Consider the following 23,862-nt stretch of genomic DNA (forward strand, 5'->3'; position numbering starts at 1 on the left):
AGACCCACGGCAAAAAGAACTTACCAGGAGAACGAGGACAAACCTTTCTCAGAGTCAGTGAAGAAGCGAGAGCCTTTGGTTTCACTGCCTCAGATACGAACTCCAACGCCTTTCAAGGCGTGCATCACGAGTATTTGCTCGTCATCGAAGACGAAGCCTGCGGTATCTCCAATGAGATTGACGAGGGTGCTTCGTCATGTGCCACCGGTGCAAACAACCGATTTCTTAGAATTGGCAACCCGATCGAAACGGGTGGATCGTTTGAGAAAGCCTGCAAGCGCAAACACATCCGCATTCCAGTTTGGGACCATCCCAACGTGGCTTGGGCGTATCAACCGGATTCAGAAGGGGTGTATCGCCTCAAGCCAGAAGTTAGAGCCGTCATCTGCAATGACGAGGGCGAGGTTTTACCCCCGTCCCAATGGGCAGAGTGGTGTCCTCAAGACAAAATTCCGGGTGCCGTGTCGATCGGGTGGATTGAAGAAGCCAGAGCAAAGTATGGTGAAGGCTCTGCCTACTGGCAATCACGGGTTGAGGGCTTCTTCCCTGAAGACTCGGCTCAATCAGTTATCCCGCGATCGTACTTTATTGCAGCGCGGCGTCGATATGACGCCAATCCTGCCTACTGGGACGCCCAAGCAGAACCTCACGATTCTCGCTTTGGCTTGGATGTGGGTGATGGCGTGGATGAACACGGTTTATCGCGCTGGCGTGGCGCTGTGCTTTATAGCATTCGTGCAATGCCTACCAAAGGCGACATGAAGGACTCTAGCCGCGCCGTAGGCTTGGCAGTTCAAGGGCTGAAAGAACATCCGGGAACGGTCACCGTCGATCGCTCTGGCGGGTTTGGATCGGGTCCACTCGATTCGCTGATTGAGCAAGGATTCTCAGCAGGCGGTGTGCATTGGGGACAGGCAGCGGAGAATGCGGCTGAATATCTCAATGCCAAGGCAGAAGACTTTTGGATGCTGCGTGAAGCGATGCGGCTCCAAGAAGTCGCGATCGCACCCCTCGGAGATTTGGAAGACCGAGCGATGGAAGACTTAGCAGGAGTGTATTACGAAACCACATCAACGGGAAAAATTCGCATGGAGGATAAGGAGAAGACGAGAAAACGATTGCACCGTTCGCCTGATGCTGGAGATGCGATCGTGATTGGGTTTAGGAAAGCGAATACTGCTGACTGGATTGGAGCCATTTAGATGTCAATTTATACCGATTTAACCGAAGCATTAGCGTTTGTGAAAGAGCTAACGAGCATTAGCGATCGCGATGTGATTCTGAGCCAAAAATTAAAGGTGTCGGCGGGCAAGCTGAAAGCGGACACTGCGATCGAAGGAGTGACGGTTGCCAGTGGGACGATTATCTACCGCAGCTACTACGTATCAGCTAAAGCCTTGCAGCAGAACCGTAGGGATGTCAGCATCAAGCAAGCCGATGGGGTTACATTCAGTGGTTTGGTGGGGATGATCGACTCCCTCATGGATGAACAACTCGCGATCGACTTAGCACTAGATCTTGATGTGCCCAATGGGTTTATGGCAACGACTGACCTGGATGGTTCAATGAATGCGACGAGTGGATCTCCTGTAATGAGCGTTATTGCAGGATAGGAACTCTGAGCCAGAATCGCGTTGAGCTTCTGGGAATGAGTGACGAAACAACGGCAATTGACCTTGTACGGAATGATGGGGCTTTACTCAATGCCTTTGGCTCGATCATTGGCAACCGTAACACTGGGCTGGGGCAAGCGGGGCGCGACAAATTCCTCGACACAGGAATTAACACAATTGTTGTCCCGCTCGATCGCTCGGAACTTCACGCGCTCTATCGAAATGTCAAGCTATGCGAGAAAGTTGTAGACCTACTCCCCAAAGCCGCCACAAGTAAAACATGGCTGGAAATTACCGTCGGCAAAGGACGCAAAAACATCCCTGCTAAAGCAATTCAGTATGCTAACGATTTGAAGCTTCGTGATGACGTGAGAGAGGCAGCCATCCTTGGACGGCTCGAAGGTGACGGCTTCATTGTGATGGGGATTGATGACGGGCAGCCCCCAGAACAGCCAATCAATGAGAAAAACATTCGGCAGATTTCGTGGCTAGAAGTTGTCACTCGATATCAACTCACCCCAGAAACCAACACAGGACGACCCGGAAACCCAGAGTTTTACCGTCTGGCGTTGCCTCAGAACCAAGGGCTAGGGAACGGCATGACGTTTGGGCGGATTCACCGATCGCGGGTTCTGCGATTTCCGGGTAAGCGGCTCTATGGTGACATGCTGAGCTACAACAGCCACTATCACGACTCGGTGCTGCTGAGCTTTTATCAGTCATTCATCAAGTATTTGACGACGATCGAATACAGCGTCCGTATGGTGCAGGATTACGATGTGTTCATCTACAAGCTTAAAGGCTTGGCACAACTGATTCTGCAAGGAAAGCAAGACGATATTCTGAAGCGCTTCCAAGCAATTTTGCTCTCTAAATCTGCCCTGGGTGGATTGGCGATGGATAGCGAGAACGAAGACGGCGAGTATGTCAGCCGCAACTTTAGCGGGTTGAAGGACTTAATCGAGGCGATGAAAGATGACACCTCAGCCGCCGCCGCCATGCCCCCCACCAAACTGTGGGGAAGCTCTCAAAAATCTGCGCTCTCCAACAGTTCTGAAGGTGACAAATACGAATGGGCGGACTGTGTTGAGGATTATCAGGCTGAAGCGATCGATGAACAGGTCAGCGAATTTTTTCGCCTTAGTTTCTTAGCTCAGAATGGCTGCACGGGTGGCAGAGTGCCGGAAGGATGGAGCCTCAAATATAGGTCAGTGCTGAAGCTGAACTTGAAAGAACAGGTTGAGTTACGCGGTAAGCAGACTAGAGAAGTTGATGCGCCGTCGATCGCAATGGGGACGCTTTCTCAAGAGGAAGTCCGGCAAGGGGCGTGGGGAGGTTCCGAGTACTCGATCGAGCGACAAATCCTCTCGAATGAGTTGCCTGTTACACCGAGCCAGAAGTTGATGGAAGCAAAGCAATCTCAACCTCAACAACCGAATCAGCAGAAGCAGCCCGGGCAGAAACAGGATTCGTTACGCACGGATGACAGCACGCCCACAAAGAAGATCATTGATTTCCACGGGTTCAAGTTAGGACTGCAATATCTACCCTTCGATCAGCGTCACGGGAGGCTGTTGCCCGTTGCCTACGGGCACATCCAGAAGACGAAGGGTGCGGACGGCATGGCGGTGGATTGCTATTTGGGCAGCAATTTTGCCAGCAAAAAAGTTTATGCGATCGCGCAACACATCAACGGGCAATTCGATGAAGAGAAGCTGATGCTGGGCTTTGACGCGGCAGCGCAGGCAGAGCAAATTTACAAACAAGTGATGCCTGCTGAGTTCTTTGGTGGAATTCGTGAGATATCAATTTCTGATATCAACCAGTACAAAACCGACGCTGCTGAGCCATTGAAGATTGAAGGTGAGGTGCTGAGTGAAGGTGAGTATGATGCGATCGCAGATATTGACCAAGCCGATATTGATGCTGCGTTGAACGATTGGAAGCGATCGGCTCCTGACAAGTTTAAGGGGCTGCTCGATGGTTAACCTTAGTGACCTGTTGCCAACTCGACTAGATTCCCCGAACTTTACTTGGGATGCTCGATTGCAGCGCTATCGCTACGGTGATTCGGGCAAGTTCGTTCCCAGAGAGGCGATGCTCAATCTCCAGAAGGGATATGTGGAGGCAGTCAAAGCAGATTTGCAAACGGTGGGCGGGCTGCTGGCAGATGGCAAAATCAGCCTGCGAACCTGGCAGGAAACCACTGCCAAGACGATTAAGACGCTGCACATTAATCAAGCCATTTTGGGGCGTGGTGGAGTCGATCGCATGTCATCGGCAGATTATTTAGCCGTAGGTCGGGAGTTGCGATCGCAGTACAAATACCTTAGACAATTCGCCACAGACCTAACAAAAGGCACGATGACCCGTGCCCAGTTTGAGCAACGCCTGAAACTGTATGCCAATGCTTCCGGCATCAGCTTCTCACAGGCAGAGCAGCAAAACTCAAAAGACAACGGCGATCGCTACATGCGAAGGCGTCTGCATGCCTCGGAATCATGCCCGGATTGCATTCGTTACGCAGCTCGTGGAGTGGTTGCGATCGGGTCTCTGCCATTGCCGAAGCAGAATTGCCAATGTGGTGCAAACTGTAGATGCACAGCTGAGTATTTGAGCGAGATACCCGCGTGAGTTGTGCTAAAAACGATTGCCTTAATTTATCGCTCTTTAAGCAGAGTTTCTGGTTGTGCTGAGTGTTTGCAAGTCTAAGTCACTTATCGCTTTGCATAAGCAACTAACGAAACGCCCAAAACCACCAGTACAGCTCCTGCAATTCGCGTTGGACTGGCTGGATACTTCGCCAGTCCAATCGCGCCGTAGTGATCCAGAAATAGGGCTGCAATCATCTGACCGGCGATCGTCAGTGCTAGCGCCAGCGCGGCTCCGATCCTCGGTGTTGCGAAGATAGTTGACCAGACATACAACGTGCCTAAGCAGCCGCCAACCCACATCCACCAAGAGGTTTGAGCCAACGTAGTCGAAGCGGGAAGGGGATAGCGTGCAGCGAAGCAAATCGCGAGCGATGCTAAGGTTCCGGCAAGGTATGAAATAAAGGTCACCTGCATGGGTTCACCCACATAGCGTCGCAACAGCGTGTTCAGCGCAACTTGAACAGGTAGAATAGCGCCGCCAGCCAGTGCCGCCAGCAGGTAGATCGTCCGTCCATTCATTTTAGAACCTCTCGTTCTATTTATCTCGATACTAAGATACTTGATGCCAAGATTATTATAGGAGTTATTTTGATGTCAAGATATTTAGTATTCAGAAACTTAGATGAGTGAATTGGACGATGGAGCTTGATCCAGTCGATCAGATTTTGGGGCAATGGCAGCGAGAACGTCCTGATTTAGATGTGTCACCCATGGGCATCATTGGGCGAATGGGGCGGTTAGCCAAGCACTTAGAACGAGCAATTCAAAAGACGTTTTCAGACTTTGGTTTAACCGCTGGAGAGTTTGACGTGTTAGCGGCGCTCCGCCGTTCTGGTCAACCGTACCAACTGTCACCCACCGAGTTGTTTAACACGCTTATGGTTTCATCGGGGACGATGACGCATCGTATTGATCGCTTAGAACAAGCTGACCTGGTGAAGCGGACTCCTGATCCAAGCGATCGACGAGGCATGCTCATCCGGCTGACAAACGAGGGCTTTACTCTGATTGAGGAAGCTGTTGAAGCTCATGTTGATAATGAACACCGAATTCTGAGCGTTCTGGAAGCGCCAGAACGTGAAGCACTCATCCTATTGCTTCGTAAACTGTTAGTTTCGTTCGAGGAGTAGCGGTTGAAACGAATTTAAGGCTGATTAAAGTTGAGCGATTATCGAAGAAATGCGGCAGAACAAATTGTTGGAGCGGCAACCAGAGCCTTTTCGCTTTGTTTCGGTTTTGCTTGTCGCCGCTCAACCGCGACGTTAGCCGTTAAACGATCACAAAGTGGGACAAACGAATAAGCGCTCGGTAGGAATTCCAAGAGCAGTTTAACCCACTGCTGACAATGGTTTTTCACGTCGATCGCGGCAGAATTTTACAGCATCAATTTACGCCCGAAGGCTTTCTCAGGGCTTACATGCGAATCGCTCGTGTGGGCGAATTGCAATATCGCAACACGGACGGAACCGAGCGAACTGAAGTTGTCACGCCAGAGGTTTTGTTTAACAAAGACTCGATCGACAGCTTCAAAATGAAGCCCATCACCCTGTTGCATCCGCCAGGAGGACGGGTGACGCCTAAAAATGCTCGTCAGCATGCACGTGGGCTGACGGGTCATACCGCCATCATTGATGGTGACTTTCTCGGGTTGGTTTCAACGGTTCTCGACGAGGAAATGATCGAGGAAGTGATTTCTGGTAGGACTGACCAAACCAGTTGTGGTTACGATGCTCCCATCCGATTGAGAAGTGATGGCAAATACGATCAGGTAGAGCGCTTAGGCAATCATGTGGCTGGTGTCCCTCATGGTAGAGCCGGGGTAGAAGTGGGCTTTCATGTGGATTCGGCTGATGAGTATTGGCTGCACATTCGCAGTGATCGCGATGATGCTGACTTTGACGAATCCCGCATCAAGAAGCTGCTGAGTACAGAAACCTTGATTAACCGATTGATGAATCTGGATGAAATCGATCGTCAGGTCAGCGTGTTTGTGGGTCGGGCTAAATCCGATGAGGGAACAACAGAGCAAAGCAATCAACCCGCAGACAACCCTCAACCGCCCACACCAACGAAAGCTATGAGACAAATCACGATCGGTGGAGAAGTATTTTCCATTGACAACGACAAACTCGCGGATTCGGTGCTGAAACTGCAAACTGACAGTGCAGAATCAGATGCTAAAGCAACCGAAGCAACCAAACGCGCCGATACCACAGAGGCAAAGCTCGAAGTCGTAACGGCTGAAAAAACACAGCTCACGCAGAAATTAGACGCAGCAGAGAAAACCCGTTTAGACGCGGATCAAGTCTCTACAGAGGTTTCTGCCCGTCTGGATGCGTGGAGCATTGTTCTGCCGCTGCTGCGAGTGGACAACGCCGACTATCAGCCTGATTACAAACTACCTGTGGCTGACATTCACAAGTTAGCGATCGCAAAGAAGTTTCCAGAAATCAAGCTCGATGGCAAATCTGAGGATGCGATCGCAGCGATGTGGGAGCTGACCGCGCCTGCGCTGAACAAAACGGCTCGCACTGACAGTTCTGAAAGCTTACGTGACTTGGTGACGATCGCGCAAAACACCGTTCACACCGACGCGATCGATGCTGCCAGCAAAAAAGCAGCCAACGCTTATGAAACCGCTTGGAAGCAAGGAAGTGACGACTAATGGGAATCACCAATTACGGCGATTTAGCACGTGGGTATGAAGGACAAGTTGCCCGCATGGAAGACTGGGTAGCTCGAACTGGCTACAACTCAACCTCTGCCATTATTCCGTTTGGACGGACGGTTGTTCGGGGTACAGGGTCATCCGGAACTGATGTTGCGATCGCGTTGCCTTCTGCCACAGGGCAGCAATTCATGGGCATTTCAACCAAAACCGACGTTTGGGAAAAGAACGAAAAAACGGTTGATGCCAATGGCGACCTGGGTTATGAACCCAAACGTCCAATGGGTTACACGGTTGAAGGGCTGTTCTACGGCTATGTCGAAGAAGCAGTGCTGCCCACAGACACCGTTTATTTTCGCCACACGCTGAACGGCGCACCAGGTGCTCATGAGCGAATTGGGCGCTATCGCAATGATGCGGACACTGCCAAGTGTGATGCTGCCCCACGCTTGAAGTTTCTCGAAGCAGCAGGTCCCGGTTTAGTTCTGATGCAAGTCATCAAGGGGTAATTTGACATGACGACATTTCGTACAGACAGCGCTGGCGCAATTTTGAAGCGCTGGCTAGAGCAGAAGCTTCCCGGAGTTCTAGAGAAGCGTTACCGTCAACTGCAATTTGAGAACGGCTCGCTCGTGCCAACAATGGCAGACTTACAGCCCGGAGCGGCAACCCTGGTGCAAGAGCAAATGGAAGTGGTTGGTGAAGCCGCGATCGTCGCGGATGAAGCCTTCGACATTCCCCTTGCAGATGTGGGTGCAGAAGAAGTTCAGTTCAAGATCATTGCAGTCTTCTCTGGCTTCCATTTCACGTTTCGGCAGATGCAGGCAGCACAATTTTCTAATGTGCCATTGAGCGATAAGAAAGCATTTGCTGCTCGTCGCGCGATCGCGGAGAAGATGAACAAGATTGCGGCATTTGGTGCGGCAAAATACGACTGCACCGGCTTCTTGAACAACCCTGATGTGCCCGTCAACAACAGTTCATTCAATCCAGCTACGGCGACGGCAGACGATGTGATCGAGTGGTTTATCGATGAAATTGTTGCCATTGAAAGCAACACCGAACTCACCGAATCTCCCACGCTGGGGCTTGTCACCCCTGAGCTACACGGCATTTTGCTGAAGAAGCGAGTCGGTGATGCAAACCTCAACATCAAGAGTTATATTCTCGCAAACACGGGCTTGACCGATATTCGTCCGGTCACAGAACTCAAAAGCGCTACTCTCGAAGCCAATAGCGTACAAGCGGCCAGCACCAACAAAGACCGCGTGATGCTCTACCCGCTCGATCCTGAGATTGTAGAGCGTCATATCGAAATGACCAAGCCATTGCCTGAAGAGTATCGCAACGCTAAATACATCACACCGATGTATGCGTGCACCTCTCCTGTGATTTGGAATTTCCCCAAAGCCGCGCGGTCAATCGATTACGTCAAAGCATCGTAATTACTTGTTGTTGATTTTGTAGACGCCATTACTGTTGTCGAGACCTGAAATCTCCGCAGTTGTAAACCATTAATTTGGAGAGTTCAATGTGAAGCTAGTTCTATTCCGTCCTGAGAAACTGAATCCGCCTCTTCGTGGGGAGCAGTACTACGATCGCTTGCGTCTCAACCCAGGCACGAATCATCGGTCTGAGGATGAGGTCAAGAAGCTGTTAGCTCATCCTGACTATGCTCAGCATAGTGAATGGGGCGCGATCGAGGTGATTGAAGAGAAGCCTACTGTCCCTAAGAAAACCACTGTCGAATCCGGCTTAGACAAACTTTCTGAGGAAGATGCTCAGAAAGTAATCGAAGCCACCTTCGATATTCCGATGCTCGAAGGCTATCTTGCCAAAGAACAGCGCAAAGCGATCGTGAATCTGCTGAATCGTCGCATTACTGAGCTGAAAAAAGGTAACGCATGAGCCTCTCGCCGTTTCCCACTAACGCGAAGCTGACATTCCATCTCCCCACAGGACAGACCGTGACAGACCCAGCAACGGGCAATGTCATTTCTGTTCTGGGGGATTTGGATATTGAATGCTACCTCAAACCAGATGGGGTGCAGAGCAATCGGAGCATCGATGCCTCGCCGGGAGTGCAAACGCCATCTGAAGCGATGAGCGGGCGCATGACAAACCCGATTTATGTGCCTGCTTCCATTCCAGTTCTGGCCGAGGCAGATGCGATCGTCGGTGGCCAGGTTGGAAAGTTCTTAATGCGAATTCCCACCCAAGATGTGTGGGGCATTCGCGATGTGTTGGGAGACAAAATCTATGGCACGTTCACTGCGCTTAAGGAGACAACGCCAGTGCCTGTAGTAGATAGTGGCTTAATATCTGCGATCGCACTTGAGTCTAATCGCCTTGTTGCTGTTGTGGATGGATTGTTGGTTTATGCGGATCAATCCATTCTGAGCCATGCCTATGCGATCGTCGGCATGACCAAGGCTCCCACGAATCCCGGTCAAGCCGTGGTGCTGTTGTCAGAAGGTGTGATTAATAGTTCTGGCTGGAATTGGACGCCGGGAGAGCCGTTATTTGTAGGCTCAAACGGACTAATCACCCAAGATGCAGATTCAATCACAACTGGCTTTCTAGCTTCAGCAGGGCGAGTGATTAGCCCACAGCAAATTTATCTCGACATTGATGAGGAGCCGATTTTCCTGTGAGCTTTAAACTTAAACTCAATGCAGCAGCCCTTAAAAAATTGGATGGCGCGATCGCTAAAGCGTTTGAAGAAACCGTGGAAGCATACGGGGATGAATGTAAGAAGGCGATCGAATCGCCCATTTGGGAGTGGGACGGTATTACCCATCGACGCAACGGCTCGATCGCATCCAGCCCTCGTGACATTGTTGATTTGGGTGATCTGCGCGATTCGCAGGCTGTTGACTTTAGCGATCCAAATATTGCAACAGTTACTTACAACGTTGATCATGCAGCTGCTGTTCACGACGGGCATGTTACCAGCAACGGCTCAATCGTTTCTGGGCGTCCGTGGACTGAAGAGGCTGCACGAAATACCGATTTTGAAGGCATTATGGGCGAGGCGTTGAAGCGAGGATTGTCGTGAGTAATCAGAAGTATCGCTATGAACTCTGTGCTCCGTCTGGTGAGGTTGTGAGCTTTGAATTTCTTAGCCCTGAAGAGCGCGATCGCTTCCGAGGAAGCCTCAATCGATTGCTAACAATTTACCGAAAGCAACTGCTTCAAGAGTTGCAGGGAAAAATGGATGAAATAGCAGCCATAGAAACACGCTTGTGAATGTTGTAGAACTCCGCACCCAAATTCAAGAATTATTAGTTGATGATGTGGGCACTTATGCCCTGACAGGTGGCGTTACCACACCAGCGGTGATTGTGCTGGATAGCGGTGATGTGCTCAGCGATCGCACCGTTACAGGATTAGAAGTTGTTATTCGTCGTAATCCCATTTCTGATGAAGGTAAAGCGACCTTTGATGCTGTGAGAGCTGCAAAGATGTGGCAAGTGTTTCTGGTTCAGTGGGGTGGCAATTACACTCTGGAAGCAGCAAAGGATAAGCTCAGAAGAAAATTCCCTAACACACGCGCCGTGACCGTGAAGGTCGAGAAAGGCAGCGGTGTCAGGGAACAAGTGTCAGTCAAAATCCCAGACGTTGATGAATTCGACGATTGGCTTTAGACGCTGAAACCTTCAACTTCTTCGGCTTCTTCGACTGCTTCAACAGGTGCTTCTGGCTCAGCTTCAACAGGTACTTCTTCAGCAGGTGTTTCAGGAGCCGTCGAAGTTGGAGCAACGATCGCAGAAATTTCCTCATTCAGTGCCTCAACACCTTGAGTTAGTTCTACAAGAGCAGCCTGCTCTTCTGACTCTAGACCCGTTTGCATTTGAGCAATCTGCCCATTCAGATTCGCGATCGTGGCGTCTTTGGTTGTCAACAAATCATGTGCTTCGATGAGTTGCACCTTGAGTTCTGCCTTCTCAGCTTCCTTGCGATCGACAATCCCGCGAAGAGATTGCACGCTCTTGAGCATGGAAGCTAGAAGCTGATTGTAAAACTGAATGTTTAGAGTGTTCGCCATAACGTTGCTTTGCGATAAGGGACATTATTAGATTTCCCGTTGGTAGGAATTCTGAGTCTGACATCCAGATTTGGAGTAAGTATTTATGCCTAAGAAGTTCCAGGTTGGAGCAGGCAACAAAGTTTTTGTATATGTTGCACTGCTTCCACTAGGCGATCGCACCGAACCCGTTACCATTAACGGTATCGCTACCAGCAATGCTGGCATTACCGCAAACGCAACCACAATCAACCTCGGCGCTGCTGTGGGTGGTGTGGGTATTGCTGGCGGCACTCCCCTAGAGTTTGCCAATGCAGGTGGCACGAAGGTCAAGGTTTATCTCACGGCAGATGCTAAAGCTGATGCTACCGTGTTGCAAATCGAGCCTGCTGCGGCAACGGTTGCAGGGGTTTGCACAGCCACCTATGTTCCGAAGTTACGCCTCTTAGGTGGTACGTCGACCAGCCCCAAACTCAGCAACAAGACTCAAGAATCTTTGGTGTTTGAGGATGAGCTTGGATATGATGACAGTGTGATCACGGGGGCTTCCTGGGAAATTCCTTGGACAGCGAATTTGTTGGCTGATGACGATGCCTATCGTCGCGTCTATTATGCCTCCAGTCATGGAACCTCGCAGCGCGAAATTTGGATTTGGCAGTACGATCCCGCGCCAGTTGGTTACACCACGGGCGATGGCTTGAAGGGTGCGTGCATTGTGACTGACTTTAGCAAAGATCTTAAGTCAGATGGCATCCTCAGTTTCCAGACCACATTTCGCGGAAATGGATCGCCAACGATTCTGCGCTACGCCTAATAAAAAAGCCGAGCAGCCTAGAGGAGTTGAGCGAGTAGGCTGCTCGGTCATATTAGGGATTCCTACGATGATTAGCGGGAATGCTTAGGGCGATGTTGAGCAGGAAATCAGATAATGGCACTTCCTTTTAAAGTTGCACCCTCACGCCAGTACGAGGTTGTTGATGTTGGTAATGAAGAGATTGGAATTCTACCGATTAAAAAGTACGAAAATCTTACCCGTGCTGAGTTTGGCTTCATTAAAAAACAAGATTTATACAACTATCAGTTTGCACTGGCGGCACTGGCCAAGCGAATTTCCCGCGAGACGGGCGCTCATTTTGCCTATGTTAACGATCGCATCAATGCTTACCTATTCGGCGGCTTCATTCAAAATGACCTCGTGACAGTAGACGGCAAAGAGGGCAAAATCACCAAAATTGAAACCGTTGAAGGAAACGAACTCATCACGGTTTCCTTTGGTAGCGATGGTGATTTTGTTTCAGTTGCAGGCGAGGGCATCGAATTAGTTACACCCGCTTGGTATGGCGACTATTACGCAGAAATCACAGCTCTCACGAATAATTATCTAGAGTCGCTGCCCTTCCAGAATTATGTGTATGCAGCGGCGATCATTATCTTCCGTCTAGACTCTAACTGGACACTCGAAGACACGATGAACCCAGAGCTTCTGGACTATGAACTGGTCCGTGAAGTGGCAGCATTTGCTTACAAAGAGAAAAACGGCTGGAATACCGCAGAACCGACCAAGGAACCATCTACAGATGAAGAGCTGGGAAAATCCTTGAAGGAGACGCCGAACCCGACTGGGACGGCATCTTCTGGCGAATCCAGCACTACTGGGGACACGACGAGCGATTCAATCACAGAAACTTCGCCTTCCAGCCCATCAGCCTAATTTTTCAGGCGCTAGAGTGGGGAGCCAAGCTGCATCATGAAGAACTGCATCTGCATGAGTTAGGTATTGCTACTCTCTCTAGTTTGTTTGTCAATGCCAACCGGGGCAAGGACAGCGAGCCAGCATCACCGTCTGATTTTTATTACTTCCAGTCTGCTGCTGAGCATATCTCGATCCCTGCTGCGGCGTGCGATGCCTTCTTTAGTTGTGTGCGGGATGGCATCATGCCTGCGTGGGCAGTGCCTCTCTGCCCGATCGATAAGCTTGAATCCGGTCGAGCAAATGGGCGAGTCATTCGCCCACGAATCTGGGTTGGCGATGGCGTTGTGATATTGCTGCCTCGAATTTCAGGGCAGCAGGTGACGGCTCCATTCGCGATCGTTGACGGTGCAGCGGGTGTTGTGGACGTGAAAGACCCGGATAGTGAGACGTGGTTTGCGGTTGATGTGCCTGCTGGCGATTGCTGGATGTTGGATGCAGAATTCTCACTTGTAGAGTCGAAAATTGTTCTGCTCAAATGAAGTGGCTTGCAGCAAAACCTCTATCCATTGGGTAGGGGTTTTTGCTTTGAAGTAGGAATGTTGCGATCGCAGTTCTTGATCGCATCCCATGACTCAACCTATTGATTGGAATAATCCCTCTGCTTCAGTTAGCAAACATTTCACCGTGGCAGAGGTAACTCAAAACGACGATCGCAGACTCCCTGCGGTGGGTTCAGATGAAGAAGCTGCCATCTTGAACCTGGCAGTAGAACTAGACAAAGTTAGAGACGCATGGGGCAGCGCAATTGGGGTCACATCCTGGTATCGTCCCTATGAAATCAATTTAGCTTGTGGGGGAGTGGTCAACTCTCAACACATCTATGGTTCAGCCGCCGATATCTACACGATGGACGGTCGTGATGCTGAGTTTGAAACCTTCCTGGATGAAAACTGGGGTGGTGGTTTGGGCTATGGCGTTGCCAGTGGACGCGGGTTCACGCACTGCGACTTGCGTAGAGGTGGGTTTAAATACGGCGACGGCGCAATTCGCTGGATGTATTAGCAATTCGCGTTAAGCCAAGAAACATTCCTTTTCTACTATAGGAAAAGGAATGTTCTGTACTAAATTTCAAAAGGTAATTGACCAGGCATAGCAGCTTGGATAACTTCCTCAATCGCAGCTGGCTTCCACACAGTGCCTAGTTGAGCTAAGTAAAGTATCATCGCCAACTCGTCCTAAGTATATTCCAAGAAATCTTCGTCCCTCACCTAATTACAGCTTTAGTTTCATCTGATTCGGCGACGTCTTCTGGAAACCAATAACCCTATGCTTCAGAGCATTTAGCATTCAGATCATCATGACGATCGAGAAATATCGATCGGGACGGGAGGAATATTGGTCACGCTACCGACCCAAAGATTCTCTACGACGCGTGTAGTTTTAGTGGCACGGTCATAAAATTCTGAAGATGAGCGTTGATTGCGGTAGGTGAACAAAATTTGATGAACTCCAGGCTTGACTAGCTCACAACCTAATTTCCCATCCCCTGGCAAAATAGATAAACCTAGAGTACGTTCAGTCTCCCAACGAACCGATAGATAAGCAAGTTGAGGATTGACCAATTTCAAGAAACGTCTCCACCAGCGTGTCATCCATCTCCCAGTGCCCCCATCTACAAAAAGTGAGAGTTGTGCAGGGTAGAGATGAAGCAATGTCTCACCTGGTAGGATGGCGGAAAAATCTCTTTCAGAAGCTTGACAAAGCTGCGTGCAAACGTGGTGGCACGGAGTAACTGAATTATTTTCGCTAAGAATAGTACAACTCAATGTGTTAAAGAGATTAATACATACAGGAGTAGGCGTATTGTTCTTAATCCTTAGTCCAACTTGAAATCGAATTGGCTCAAATATGAGCGCAGGTGTAACAGGCAGAACTGACAATGACACAAAACCCTGAAATTGTACCCCATTGCTCTCGGTATAGTTGTTAGAGTCTTGCGTTTTCATCATTCGGCTCCTGAGGCTAAAGCAGTTTATACCAGCAGGCTGCACTGTTTTGGGACATAAAAGGCATAGGGCGCTAGCAGATGATAAAGCTTAGCTTTGCGTTTCAGAAGATTTCAGCTTGCAACGTTGTGCGAAGTAGGCATCAGTTACGTCAACAAAGTGATAAACCGACTTACACCAACCACCTAACTGATTCCACTTCACTTGAATTCTCTCTCCAACTGCCACACCAAAGTCTGGATGCCGATGAACAAAATCAGGCGTGGCAATTCCAGTCGAATGTACAATCAGATGCCTGATACCCCAAAGAGTCTCCATCTCTTCTGTAAGTTCTGAGCTATACCCACGAGCGCCCATCTTCGTAAGGGTATGAATCCAATATTTCGGACCTCCATCATTGATGAATTTTCTTGCCCATTGAGATCTCAAACCTTGAAGTAACTCTTCCAACGACGAAGCATTAGCCATTTCAGAATATGGAGAAGACATTCCAGATTTTTCCATAAATATAGAATCAGTGCTGGCAGCATAAACAAGCACATCCATGAGATAGGCTTCAACAATGGTAACTATCAACACTGGCATCCACTCGACTCCCACATTGAACCCGGAGATATGTGCATTCCACTTCTCTGCATAATCTGAGATTTCTTGATCGATCTCTGTTAGCTGGTCTAGTGTCAAATTGATCTTCTTTGCTCTACTGCTAAGCTCTTCTGCGTTTAACTCTAATAAATCATTAGGCGCAGAGTAAAAGCTTCTAGTCTTTGATAAGGTAGCTTCTTGGCTAATTCCTTGAAACCCGCGACCCATGAACTGAATGAAGTGCTTCAATTTATCAGTGTTGAAGTCGAAGCTTGCATAAGCTGGGGTGTGCAGAACTGAAGTAGTTGCGGTATCAATTGGTTCAGTCATAGGGGACTAACTTAGAATCCAAGCTGCTCTAACGAAATTGTATCAACTTTACATACTGCTACTCACCCAACGGGATGTAGGCAGTACGGTGCGGGTAGCATTTGCTAGACATATTGAAGTTCGCGTCCTCTTAGAAAACAACCCCTGCTCTCCTAGCGAGAGTAGGGGTTTCCTGTATTACTGCAGCAATTCTAACTCATAGGAACGCTAGCCCAGATTTTCTGGGCTAGAGCATGACTGAAATTGTTGGATCAATCGGGATCGAGGTGGTTCTTGTTGGGCGAGAGAAGCTCAATCGTGACTTGCAAGAACTTCAAACCGTGGGTATTGCCCCAATTGAAGTGAAGCTCAACACTGCATCCCTCAAGAAACAACTGAAAGGGCTAGAACTGGACTGTATCCCCGTTAAAATCTGCCCTGATATTGATGGGCTGAAAGGTAAGCTGAAAGACCTTAAGCTTCCTGCGATCGCGGTTGATGTTCAGCTTAAGAATACGGGTAATTTTCAAACGCAACTGCGAGATCTAACGATTGGGCGCAAACTCACCATTGAGATCGACACCTCCAAAAGTGAGCAATCGATTCAGCGCCTGAATCAACAGCTTGAGCAATTGCAAGCCAACATTCGCACGCTGAACGGGCAGCAGGTTCGGATCAACGTTCCACAGCAGCCCGTTTATCGAGCAATTGCGCCAGCAGCAACACAGGCTCCCATTTCTAGCACTACAGGTGGATACACTCTGCCGCAAAGCCCCAGCGCGAAGCTGAATGTCGATTCTGTTGAAATTCGCAGTGCGATCGCACAGTCTACTTCTTCGATTGTTAGTGCCGTCTCTGCCAAATCATTTGTAACTCAAGAGCGGGGACCAGTTGCCAGCACCGCAACGTCTCTCTATAGCGGTTTTGTTGAGTCGATTGGTGGTGCAGTTCTGCCACTGATGAAAGATGCGATCGTCGGTGGGTTCAAAACTGGGCTAATCGACTTTGAAGCTGTCTTTAAGACCGGGGCTGGACTGTTCAAACAAGGCATCGCTGCTGCAACTGGACCTGCACGGCAGGTGATTTCTGGATTTCAGCAAGGGATTGGCGTCTCGATTTCATCCAGCTTCGCGGGTGGCTTTCAGAAGAAACTAGAGAACGAGTTTGGCTTCACCTTTGAAAAAATTGGTGAAGTTTCTGCCCGTCGACTCATTTCACGAGTGAGCACCGTTGCCGAAAAGTCGGGGGCAGTTGCCAATCGCCAAGAGTTTAAGCAGGTGGTTGGGGCTGGTATCAGCTTCTACGAAGACACTGCCGACGATGGCACGATCATCGGTGGGGCACGCCGCCGCTATCAAGAGGGCTATCAAGCCTCAGCCGAGCGGGTTAAGGCCAGAGCAGAAGAGATTGCGCCAACCTTAAAGGAAAGCGATCGCGATCGCTTTGCGTTTGTTTCAGCAGGGTATGCGGGGCAAGGTGGCCAAGGTTCACAACAGCTTGCCGAATCCCTCAAGCCATTCCTCAATCAGAGTGAAGTCACTGCTGTTGCAAACACAAATACTGATGTCAGATTTGATGCACTAAAACAACCAATTCCCTGGCTGGTGAATGCCATCACCAATACTGCCAAAAATGGGCTGGTAGGCAGCAATAAGGACGCTGAAGAGATTGCCGCGCAAGCCTATGCTCGCTACCTCAGAAATCCTGGCTCGCAAATTGATTTAGTTGGGCACTCAGCAGGCGGCTTTGCAGCTTCAGATGCTCAGCAGATTCTCAAAAAATTAGATGTGCCCTCACGGGCAGTATCGTTTGGTACACCTCAATTTGGAATTCTCAACCCGAACCCAGAGAACAACCAAGCCTCGATCGGAGCACTAGACCCATTAAGCCCATTTAGTCTCGCTTCAAAGAACTCAAAATTCTACACCGACTCGACCGGAGCCGGACACCTTGCACCGTCCTACCTCAAGTCAGAATCCTTTCAACAGGACACGCAAAATTTCCTCTATCAATCTCCCAAGCTGTTTAGCGATAAGGGAATTACTGCTAAGACCGATCGCGATGTGGCCACTGTTCGCGAGAGTTTAAGTGATCTGGCACGCAAGCAGGCAGCGCTAGAAAAAGAAATTGCAACGGCTAATGCAGAAATAGACAAAGCCCAGCAGGACTACGAACGCAAACAGCAATCATTTCGCAAACGTGCTCGCAATAGTGCCAGAGTCATTTCAGATCGCAGGGCATTCGAGGCAGACCCAGCCGCATTTGCTCAGCAGCAACGTCAGCGTAATACCATTCCTGAGCCTGTTTCTGATGAGAGCAGAATCGGCACTCGAATTCCCAAAGCTGGATTATTAGAAGCAGGTGTTGAACCCACTAAGCAGGCATTTCAGGCTCAAGTTAAGGCGAATAAGGAACGATTCAGGGCTGAGTTTGATGCAGCCAAATCTGCCACAGGTCCAGAGAAGGCAAAACGGCTCCAAACACTGCTAAAAGCATTGGATGATGAGCAAGACAAAATCGAACAAGACCTGGCCAGAAAACTGGGCAAAAACATCACAGGTGTTCTGGCGAATTACAAAGGCTTTATTCGCAGTTCTGGCGGGCTACGACCGCAGGTAAAAGACCAACTGAGTGCTGTTGAGTCTCGGTTTGGAAAATTCGAGAAACCTGCAAATCCTCAGACTGACGCCCAGAAGCAAGAACTCGATCAGGTTGTTAAGGCATTTAACCAAGGCTCAGATGTTGGGCAGAAGACCGGAACAAACGGATTTTATGCCATTGGTGCATTGCCTGCATTAGCAGGATTAGGTTCTCAAGGTGGTGGATTCGCTCTGCCGAGTTTGGCTCAATTAGGAGCGGGTGCAGGTGCGATCGCATCATCTCCGTTGGGCGTTGCGGGTTTGGGTGCAGCGGGGATTGCCGGGGGTATTGCGGCGGCTCGTGCCGCGCGACCGATTCTCGAACCGATTGCGCCGGTGCTCTACAAAGATGTGGGGGAAATTGGGCGCAAAGCAGGCGCATTGCTGCTCGACGGCATTCAATCGCGGGTGCAGGGCACAAAGGACTTCTTCTCAAGCCTAAAAGCTAGATTTTCCGAACTGACGAAAGAAGCTGAGTTTTTCAATCGTGGCTTCGGAGTTGGAAGATCGCAAGCAGGCGTGATCAATACCCTCAACCGATTCGACACGGGTAAGTATAACGAGCAGCTCGATACCCGTCGCATTGATCCACGTCTCACCAATCTGGGCACGACCTATGCGGCTGGTGCAACCGTCGCGGCAAATGCTGGCGTGTCTGTTGGCAGAGATTTGCAACGGGATGCCCAGCGCACAATCGTCAATCCGGCTGGTGTTGCTAAAGATGCGATCGCAGGCGTGATCAGCAGCATTCGCAATCCTATCGCTTCACTCGTTGATCGCATCAAGCAAGGTGAGCGAGTGACGCCGCGTGACACGCTGGCACAAGTGGCTTCTGGGGCAAGGGATTCATTTATCTCTGGTCGCGATCGCGTCTTTGGTTCTGTGCGGCAGAGTGTTCAGGAGGTTCGCGCAGGTAAGTCATTCAACCCGCTAGAAATCGCAGGGCGAGCGGTTGGCAGTGCCAAGAGCGGCTTTGGTGCATCCTTGTCAGGCGCTCTGGCTGGCGCAAAGTTTGAGGGCAAGTTTGGCGGCATTATTAACGATTTCAAAACACTTAAAGCCCTCTTCAGTTCTGGCTTTAATGCTGAGAAACCGTTTGCCGCACTCGCCGATCGCGTTTTTCCTGGCTTAAGTGCTCAGCTTGGCAGTGTTGTGAAAGGGTTCCTTGCCTTTCAAGCTTTATCGTTCCTCAAAACGTTAGTGTTTGAGTTTGGTGGAGCCGCACTAAAAGCCAGCATCCGACTGGATAACCTCAAGACGGCGCTGAACTTTGCGGCGGGAGGTCCAGCGCAGGCGGCGAAAGAGCTTGCCTTTGTTCGTCAGGAAACGGAACGATTAGGCATTCCACTTAAAACGGCTCAAGATGGCTATGCCAAGCTGAGAGCATCGCTGAAAGGTGCAGAAGGTGGCGCATTAGCTCAAGACATTTTTTCAGGGGTTGGATCAGCCGCAACCGTGCTCGGTTTGAATGGTGATCAGCAAGGGCGCATCTTCACGGCATTGCAGCAGATTAGCTCGAAGGGCGTTTTGTCCTCTGAAGAATTGAAAGGGCAAATCGGGGATGCAGGTTTAGCAGGTGCATTCGGCGTGGCTGCCCGTGCGATCGGAGTCACAGAACAAGAGCTGAATAAGTTACTACAAACCGGATCGATTACGTCGAAGGACTTTCTACCCAAGTTTGCCCAGCAGTTAAATATTGAGTTTGGTGGGGCAGCAGCGAATGCCTCGAAGAATGTTCAGTCTTCCATCTTCCGATTGGAAAGCGCATTCCAGAAATTCCAAGAATCAAGCGGTACAGCTTTTCAGCCTGCTGTTCAGATAGGCGCAAACGGGCTGGCCGGAGCGCTGAACCTCGTTGCTGAGAGAGGAGATGTGCTTGTCAAAGTGATCGGAACGGCGGCTCTACTTCTGGGGAGTCAATTTGTTACGTCACTGGTCGGGATTCCAGGATTAGCTAAACTCGCCGTTACAGGACTCACCACCCTGGCTGGTGCAGTCACAAAAGTGGCGACAACGTTGTTCAATCCTCAGTTCCTGGTCGGGTTTGCCCTTATCACGGCTGGAATGGAGACATTGCGATCGACCACTGAAGTATTTTCTCTCAGTGAAAAGGGCAAGCAGTTTAAAGACTTTGCCGATCAGGGTGAAGCCAGCCTCAAACGGATTGAGGATGCTGCAAAACGGGCGAGAGGCGAAGTTAGCGAAGTTGGACCTAAGCCAGGAAAAAGCACATCGAAGGGCTTTGATCTTAGTTTTGGCTTCCTAGGTCTAACAGGGCTGGATCAATTGGGATTTTCGTTTAAAACAGATGACCTGATCAAAGCTTCTAACGCCCTCAATACTAAGTTTAATGAGACTGTTGGACTAGACAAGGATTTCGCACGCTTCACCACGGTTGAGGAGTTGCAGCAGCAGAGTGAATCTCTGGAGTTCGATCGCTTTCGAGAGAAAAACCAATCTCTCGTCGGGCAAGCATTCGATCGCAGCACTAACACTGATACATTGCTGCAAGCCAAAAATCTAGATCAAGAAATCGGTTCTCTCCAGAATCGTAAAAACCGCTTGGCAGCATCGCCCAATGCCGACAAGGGTGAACTGAAAGCGCTCGATGAGCAAATCCAGACTAAGCAGGCAGAACGCAAGAAATTAATCGATCCATTCGTTGAACGTCAGGCGGCGATTACATCGCAAATCAACAACACAAAAAATTCTCTCACTAATCCAGCTCTCACGGGTGATCAAAAATCAATTCTTGAAGGCGATTTGCAGCGGTTGCAGAATTCTCAAAATGAGCTAGACCGCTTGCAGGGTAAGCTTGGCATCACGACGGATAAGACACGAGATCTCAATAAAGCCTTTGCTGAAATGGCGTCGAAGTTGGAAGAAGTCAAGCGCCAGTCGGATAATGCGTTTAACAAAGGAGTTACGCAAGACCTCACACAACAACTAGCGCAATTTGGCAGTGATACCAATGCCAGCATTAGTGCTCCTGTGCAGTCGGCACGCCGTGAACTGGATAAAGCCAGTGCTGAGTTTGAGGGCAATAAGCAGATTCTGGATGAGCTGGCCAAAAAGCTGCAAGACCCAGAGATCAAGGATAAACTCGCCACTGCCGGGATTGGCTCAACGGGCAGAACTGCGAGTCTTGACTCCTCGATCGCAGATTTGGAGCTGGCCAAAGGGACTGCTAATAGTGACGCCAAGCCCATTATCGACAACCTGATCAACTATAAAAAAGCTCAAGATCAGCAAACAGCACTGGAGAAGGATGGAGCCAGCGCCCGCATTGCCGTGCGTAAGGCAGAAGAGCAAGCCAAACTTGCCGAAATTGAGAAAGCGAATCGTGAGCGAGAATCACAGATTAAGCGTGACTCAAACACAGCCCAGATTGGATTGCTCGAAAAACAAAAGACTGGATCAATTTATGAAGCCGATGCTAGTGCTGAAAGTGCTAACCTGCAAGTCACCAAGGGCAGAGCCGAACTCGACAGCACCAAGCAACAACTCGACGGAATTGAGGCAGCATTTGCAGCGGGCACATTGTCTGCTGAAGAATACGAGAAACAGCGGCGTGAGATTGGCGATCGTATCAGTGATCAAGAGGTGCAGAATGCTCAGAACGAAGTAGCTGCTGTCAAAGCCGCCGAAGCCGCGAAACTGGCTGAAATTGAGCGCTCTGCCCGTAAACGTGAAGCTCAAATCAAACAGCAGGAATCGGCTGCAACGGTGGGGCTGATTCGACAGAAGATTGGCAAGTCCATTTCCGAAGAGGATGCTGGTATCGCCCAAGCGCAGATTGGCTTAAATACGGCCAACGCCCAGAAATCCAGCGCTCAATCTCAGTTGGATGAATTAGAGTCGGCGTTTGCCCGTGGCATTGTTAAGAAGGAGGAATACGAGAGGCGTAGTCAGGATTTCAGCAATAATCTGGCTGATTTGTCTGTACGTCAGGCAGAGCAAGAGCTTGCCCTGAGAGAGGCGACGAATCGTAAGATCATTGAGCAATTTGAGCGCACGTCGAAACTGGTGAATGCGAATATTGATGCTCAGCTCAGCGATCGCAGCATTAACTTTAAGTTAGGTGGCCTCGACAGCAGCGGCTTTGTGGGCATCAAAACCCAGATTGCTTCGGCAACGGCAGAACGGGATGCAGCACAGCAACGGTTCGACCAACTTCAGAAGGAAGATGCTGAAGTAACACGACTCAACACCGCTCAAGTGGTGAATCGCCCAATTGACTCCAGAGAGCAGCAGAAATTTAACTTCTTCAAGGATTTGGGGTTTGATATTGAGGCTCCTAAAGCCACCCAGGAAACGGTCAAAGTATTGTCTGATAAGGAGGCGGAGGATCGCAAACGGCAAATTGACCAGAACTCCAGAGCGCAACGGGATAGGATTGTTGAACTGGATGCACAGATTCAACTCAAAGGCATTCAGGCAAATGCTGAGGCTGAAACACGAGTTCTTAATAACCGAAAAACCGCTTTAGAGTCAGAACTCAAATTAACCCAAGCGATCGCGGATGCCCGTCAAAGTACGCTCAAAATTGGCATTGATCGCACAAACGAGAATATTGACGGGGTGAAAGCGCTCCAGTCGAAAGATACCGGAGCCAACCTCAGAGCAGTGCTACAGCAGCAGCTTGGCGGCAGTGGGGTATCAGGAGCACAGCCAACCGATGTACTAACTCTGACCCAGAATCGTCAGGCATTGGAACGAGAAGCCGATGCGGAGAAGTTAGCGGCCATGCAGGCTCAGCAACAACTTGAGCGGGAATCGTTAGCGATTCAATTACAGCTTGAGAAGGTTTCCGCAAGAAAGGCACTTAACGAAGCAAAAGTCGCTGAGAATGCTGCAAAACAGAACGTTCTGGACGCCCAGAAAGAATTGCGCTTAGCAAAGAAGTCGGGTAATGCAGAGGAAATTTCGTCAGCGCAAGACTATCTGAATTTTGCTCAGGAGTCGCAAGGTTTTGCTCGTGAAAATATAAACATTAATCAGGAGCAGAACGCGCTGATCGACGAGCGGATTGCTAAAGAGAAACAAGCTCAGTCAGTGCAACAACAGACTGCCCGTGATGCATTACAGGCGGAGAATGCGAAGAATGGACGTGCGAGAGACCGCGAGCAGGCACAACTGAAAGATCAGCTTTTGGCTCAAGGATTTGGGGGTGGAGGCGTTGGAGGGGCGGGATCGTCTGGGGGTGGAGGGCTAGGCGCGTCTGGAGGACTGGTTCTCTCGGGCGGCGACATTACCGCTTACGACAATGCCCGTCGTGCATTTAGTCAAGCGATCGCGGGCAATGAGTTCCGTGGGCAGGAAGGGCAGAAAGAAGCGGTACTGAATGCGCTCAGCCTCAGCTCTGGCAGGGAGAAGGAATTCCTCAGCCTGATTGCTTCTAAGAGCGGGTTTGGTGAGGTAGCTGACTTGACTAGTAAACTTGATAGCTTCAAATCAGGACCAAATGCCATCGGCGTGGCATCGGCAGTGAACAAAGCCGCAACGAGCGGCGGCGATGTAATCGGGGCGCTGAAGCAGATGACCGATCGCATTGAAAAGCTGGCCAACACGCCACGCAGCTTAAGTTTCACAACTCAAGATCCCGTGAGTGACTACGCCAAGTTTATGAATGAATCAGCAGGCTCCAGCCTACGAAATCTTTAATCCT

General features: G+C 49.9%; 22 protein-coding genes. 18 read left to right on the forward strand and 4 right to left on the reverse strand.

Annotated elements, in window-relative coordinates:
• From AC5I6P_RS10480 to AC5I6P_RS10495, 4 genes are all read left to right on the forward strand, one after another.
• Positions 1 to 1,202 (forward strand): hypothetical protein (locus AC5I6P_RS10480; protein WP_495693698.1); only part of this gene is annotated, 1,202 nt, incomplete at its 5' end.
• Positions 1,203 to 1,613, forward strand: a complete 411-nt coding sequence (locus AC5I6P_RS10485) for a hypothetical protein (RefSeq protein ID WP_495693699.1) — start codon at positions 1,203 to 1,205, stop codon at positions 1,611 to 1,613. It begins immediately after the preceding gene.
• A gap of 35 nt (positions 1,614 to 1,648) precedes the next feature.
• Positions 1,649 to 3,601, forward strand: coding sequence for an anti-CBASS protein Acb1 family protein (locus tag AC5I6P_RS10490; RefSeq protein ID WP_495693700.1), 1,953 nt, complete (start codon positions 1,649 to 1,651; stop codon positions 3,599 to 3,601).
• A complete protein-coding gene (locus AC5I6P_RS10495) occupies positions 3,594 to 4,247 on the forward strand; it encodes a hypothetical protein (RefSeq protein ID WP_495693701.1) in 654 nt (217 codons plus the stop codon). The genes AC5I6P_RS10490 and AC5I6P_RS10495 overlap by 8 nt, the downstream gene beginning before the upstream one ends.
• 83 nt (positions 4,248 to 4,330) lie before the next feature.
• On the opposite strand, the gene AC5I6P_RS10500 is transcribed toward AC5I6P_RS10495, so the two are convergent.
• A complete protein-coding gene (locus AC5I6P_RS10500) occupies positions 4,331 to 4,786 on the reverse strand; it encodes a DMT family transporter (RefSeq protein WP_495693702.1) in 456 nt (151 codons plus the stop codon).
• A gap of 107 nt (positions 4,787 to 4,893) precedes the next feature.
• On the opposite strand from AC5I6P_RS10500, the gene AC5I6P_RS10505 reads away from it, so the two are divergent.
• The 9 genes from AC5I6P_RS10505 (at position 4,894) to AC5I6P_RS10545 (ending at position 10,582) form a co-directional block, all read left to right on the forward strand.
• Complete coding sequence (locus tag AC5I6P_RS10505; RefSeq protein ID WP_495693703.1) at positions 4,894 to 5,397, forward strand: MarR family winged helix-turn-helix transcriptional regulator; 504 nt, start codon at positions 4,894 to 4,896, stop codon at positions 5,395 to 5,397.
• Positions 5,398 to 5,612: 215 nt separating this feature from the next.
• Positions 5,613 to 6,932 (forward strand): DUF2213 domain-containing protein, encoded by a 1,320-nt coding sequence (locus AC5I6P_RS10510; protein WP_495693704.1) that lies wholly within the window; start codon positions 5,613 to 5,615, stop codon positions 6,930 to 6,932.
• Positions 6,932 to 7,444 (forward strand): structural cement protein Gp24, encoded by a 513-nt coding sequence (locus tag AC5I6P_RS10515; RefSeq protein WP_495693705.1) that lies wholly within the window; start codon positions 6,932 to 6,934, stop codon positions 7,442 to 7,444. The genes AC5I6P_RS10510 and AC5I6P_RS10515 overlap by 1 nt, the downstream gene beginning before the upstream one ends.
• A gap of 6 nt (positions 7,445 to 7,450) precedes the next feature.
• Positions 7,451 to 8,380 (forward strand): major capsid family protein, encoded by a 930-nt coding sequence (locus AC5I6P_RS10520; RefSeq protein ID WP_495693706.1) that lies wholly within the window; start codon positions 7,451 to 7,453, stop codon positions 8,378 to 8,380.
• 88 nt (positions 8,381 to 8,468) lie between these two features.
• Positions 8,469 to 8,843, forward strand: a complete 375-nt coding sequence (locus AC5I6P_RS10525; protein ID WP_495693707.1) for a hypothetical protein — start codon at positions 8,469 to 8,471, stop codon at positions 8,841 to 8,843.
• On the forward strand, positions 8,840 to 9,589 hold the full coding sequence (locus tag AC5I6P_RS10530; protein WP_495693708.1) for a hypothetical protein: 750 nt from the start codon (positions 8,840 to 8,842) through the stop codon (positions 9,587 to 9,589). The genes AC5I6P_RS10525 and AC5I6P_RS10530 overlap by 4 nt, the downstream gene beginning before the upstream one ends.
• Positions 9,586 to 9,993: a hypothetical protein gene (locus tag AC5I6P_RS10535; RefSeq protein WP_495693709.1), complete on the forward strand. Its 408-nt coding sequence runs from the start codon at positions 9,586 to 9,588 to the stop codon at positions 9,991 to 9,993. Before AC5I6P_RS10530 ends, AC5I6P_RS10535 begins: the two co-directional genes overlap by 4 nt.
• On the forward strand, positions 9,990 to 10,184 hold the full coding sequence (locus tag AC5I6P_RS10540) for a hypothetical protein (protein WP_495693710.1): 195 nt from the start codon (positions 9,990 to 9,992) through the stop codon (positions 10,182 to 10,184). Before AC5I6P_RS10535 ends, AC5I6P_RS10540 begins: the two co-directional genes overlap by 4 nt.
• Entirely contained in the window at positions 10,181 to 10,582 is a 402-nt protein-coding gene (locus AC5I6P_RS10545; protein WP_495693711.1) for a hypothetical protein, read from the forward strand. Before AC5I6P_RS10540 ends, AC5I6P_RS10545 begins: the two co-directional genes overlap by 4 nt.
• Here AC5I6P_RS10545 and AC5I6P_RS10550 read toward each other — a convergent pair.
• Positions 10,579 to 10,983 (reverse strand): hypothetical protein, encoded by a 405-nt coding sequence (locus tag AC5I6P_RS10550; protein WP_495693712.1) that lies wholly within the window; start codon positions 10,981 to 10,983, stop codon positions 10,579 to 10,581. The genes AC5I6P_RS10545 and AC5I6P_RS10550 overlap by 4 nt on opposite strands.
• A gap of 85 nt (positions 10,984 to 11,068) precedes the next feature.
• Between AC5I6P_RS10550 and AC5I6P_RS10555 the strand changes: the two genes are divergently transcribed.
• The 4 genes from AC5I6P_RS10555 to AC5I6P_RS10570 all read left to right on the forward strand — a co-directional run bounded on the left by AC5I6P_RS10555 (position 11,069) and on the right by AC5I6P_RS10570 (position 13,717).
• Positions 11,069 to 11,776 (forward strand): phage tail tube protein, encoded by a 708-nt coding sequence (locus tag AC5I6P_RS10555; protein ID WP_495693713.1) that lies wholly within the window; start codon positions 11,069 to 11,071, stop codon positions 11,774 to 11,776.
• 114 nt (positions 11,777 to 11,890) lie between these two features.
• Complete coding sequence (locus AC5I6P_RS10560; protein ID WP_495693714.1) at positions 11,891 to 12,673, forward strand: hypothetical protein; 783 nt, start codon at positions 11,891 to 11,893, stop codon at positions 12,671 to 12,673.
• Positions 12,674 to 12,756: 83 nt separating this feature from the next.
• Positions 12,757 to 13,194, forward strand: a complete 438-nt coding sequence (locus AC5I6P_RS10565; RefSeq protein WP_495693715.1) for a hypothetical protein — start codon at positions 12,757 to 12,759, stop codon at positions 13,192 to 13,194.
• 88 nt (positions 13,195 to 13,282) lie between these two features.
• Entirely contained in the window at positions 13,283 to 13,717 is a 435-nt protein-coding gene (locus AC5I6P_RS10570) for a D-Ala-D-Ala carboxypeptidase family metallohydrolase (RefSeq protein WP_495693716.1), read from the forward strand.
• A 293-nt stretch (positions 13,718 to 14,010) separates the two neighbouring features.
• Here the strand turns inward: AC5I6P_RS10570 and AC5I6P_RS10575 are convergent, their stop codons facing one another.
• Together AC5I6P_RS10575 and AC5I6P_RS10580 are read right to left on the reverse strand one after the other, a co-directional pair.
• The gene (locus AC5I6P_RS10575) at positions 14,011 to 14,307 is read right to left on the reverse strand and encodes a hypothetical protein (protein WP_495693717.1); all 297 of its coding nucleotides are present in this window, start codon (positions 14,305 to 14,307) and stop codon (positions 14,011 to 14,013) included.
• A 444-nt stretch (positions 14,308 to 14,751) separates the two neighbouring features.
• Positions 14,752 to 15,576, reverse strand: a complete 825-nt coding sequence (locus tag AC5I6P_RS10580) for a hypothetical protein (protein WP_495693718.1) — start codon at positions 15,574 to 15,576, stop codon at positions 14,752 to 14,754.
• 233 nt (positions 15,577 to 15,809) lie between these two features.
• Here AC5I6P_RS10580 and AC5I6P_RS10585 point away from each other — a divergent pair, with 233 nt between their 5' ends.
• Positions 15,810 to 23,858, forward strand: coding sequence for a tape measure protein (locus AC5I6P_RS10585; protein WP_495693719.1), 8,049 nt, complete (start codon positions 15,810 to 15,812; stop codon positions 23,856 to 23,858).
• Positions 23,859 to 23,862: the final 4 nt, after the last annotated feature.

Source organism: Myxacorys sp. (assembly GCF_059501405.1).

Coding starts and splice junctions, on each gene's coding strand:
- AC5I6P_RS10520 (WP_495693706.1), top strand. CDS start 7,451: ATGACGACATTTCGTACAGACAGCGCTGGCGCAATTTTGAAGCGCTGG.
- AC5I6P_RS10570 (WP_495693716.1), top strand. CDS start 13,283: ATGACTCAACCTATTGATTGGAATAATCCCTCTGCTTCAGTTAGCAAA.
- AC5I6P_RS10515 (WP_495693705.1), top strand. CDS start 6,932: ATGGGAATCACCAATTACGGCGATTTAGCACGTGGGTATGAAGGACAA.
- AC5I6P_RS10500 (WP_495693702.1), bottom strand. CDS start 4,786: ATGAATGGACGGACGATCTACCTGCTGGCGGCACTGGCTGGCGGCGCT.
- AC5I6P_RS10560 (WP_495693714.1), top strand. CDS start 11,891: ATGGCACTTCCTTTTAAAGTTGCACCCTCACGCCAGTACGAGGTTGTT.
- AC5I6P_RS10485 (WP_495693699.1), top strand. CDS start 1,203: ATGTCAATTTATACCGATTTAACCGAAGCATTAGCGTTTGTGAAAGAG.
- AC5I6P_RS10575 (WP_495693717.1), bottom strand. CDS start 14,307: ATGACACGCTGGTGGAGACGTTTCTTGAAATTGGTCAATCCTCAACTT.
- AC5I6P_RS10585 (WP_495693719.1), top strand. CDS start 15,810: ATGACTGAAATTGTTGGATCAATCGGGATCGAGGTGGTTCTTGTTGGG.
- AC5I6P_RS10510 (WP_495693704.1), top strand. CDS start 5,613: ATGGTTTTTCACGTCGATCGCGGCAGAATTTTACAGCATCAATTTACG.
- AC5I6P_RS10555 (WP_495693713.1), top strand. CDS start 11,069: ATGCCTAAGAAGTTCCAGGTTGGAGCAGGCAACAAAGTTTTTGTATAT.
- AC5I6P_RS10490 (WP_495693700.1), top strand. CDS start 1,649: ATGAGTGACGAAACAACGGCAATTGACCTTGTACGGAATGATGGGGCT.
- AC5I6P_RS10530 (WP_495693708.1), top strand. CDS start 8,840: ATGAGCCTCTCGCCGTTTCCCACTAACGCGAAGCTGACATTCCATCTC.
- AC5I6P_RS10495 (WP_495693701.1), top strand. CDS start 3,594: ATGGTTAACCTTAGTGACCTGTTGCCAACTCGACTAGATTCCCCGAAC.
- AC5I6P_RS10580 (WP_495693718.1), bottom strand. CDS start 15,576: ATGACTGAACCAATTGATACCGCAACTACTTCAGTTCTGCACACCCCA.
- AC5I6P_RS10550 (WP_495693712.1), bottom strand. CDS start 10,983: ATGGCGAACACTCTAAACATTCAGTTTTACAATCAGCTTCTAGCTTCC.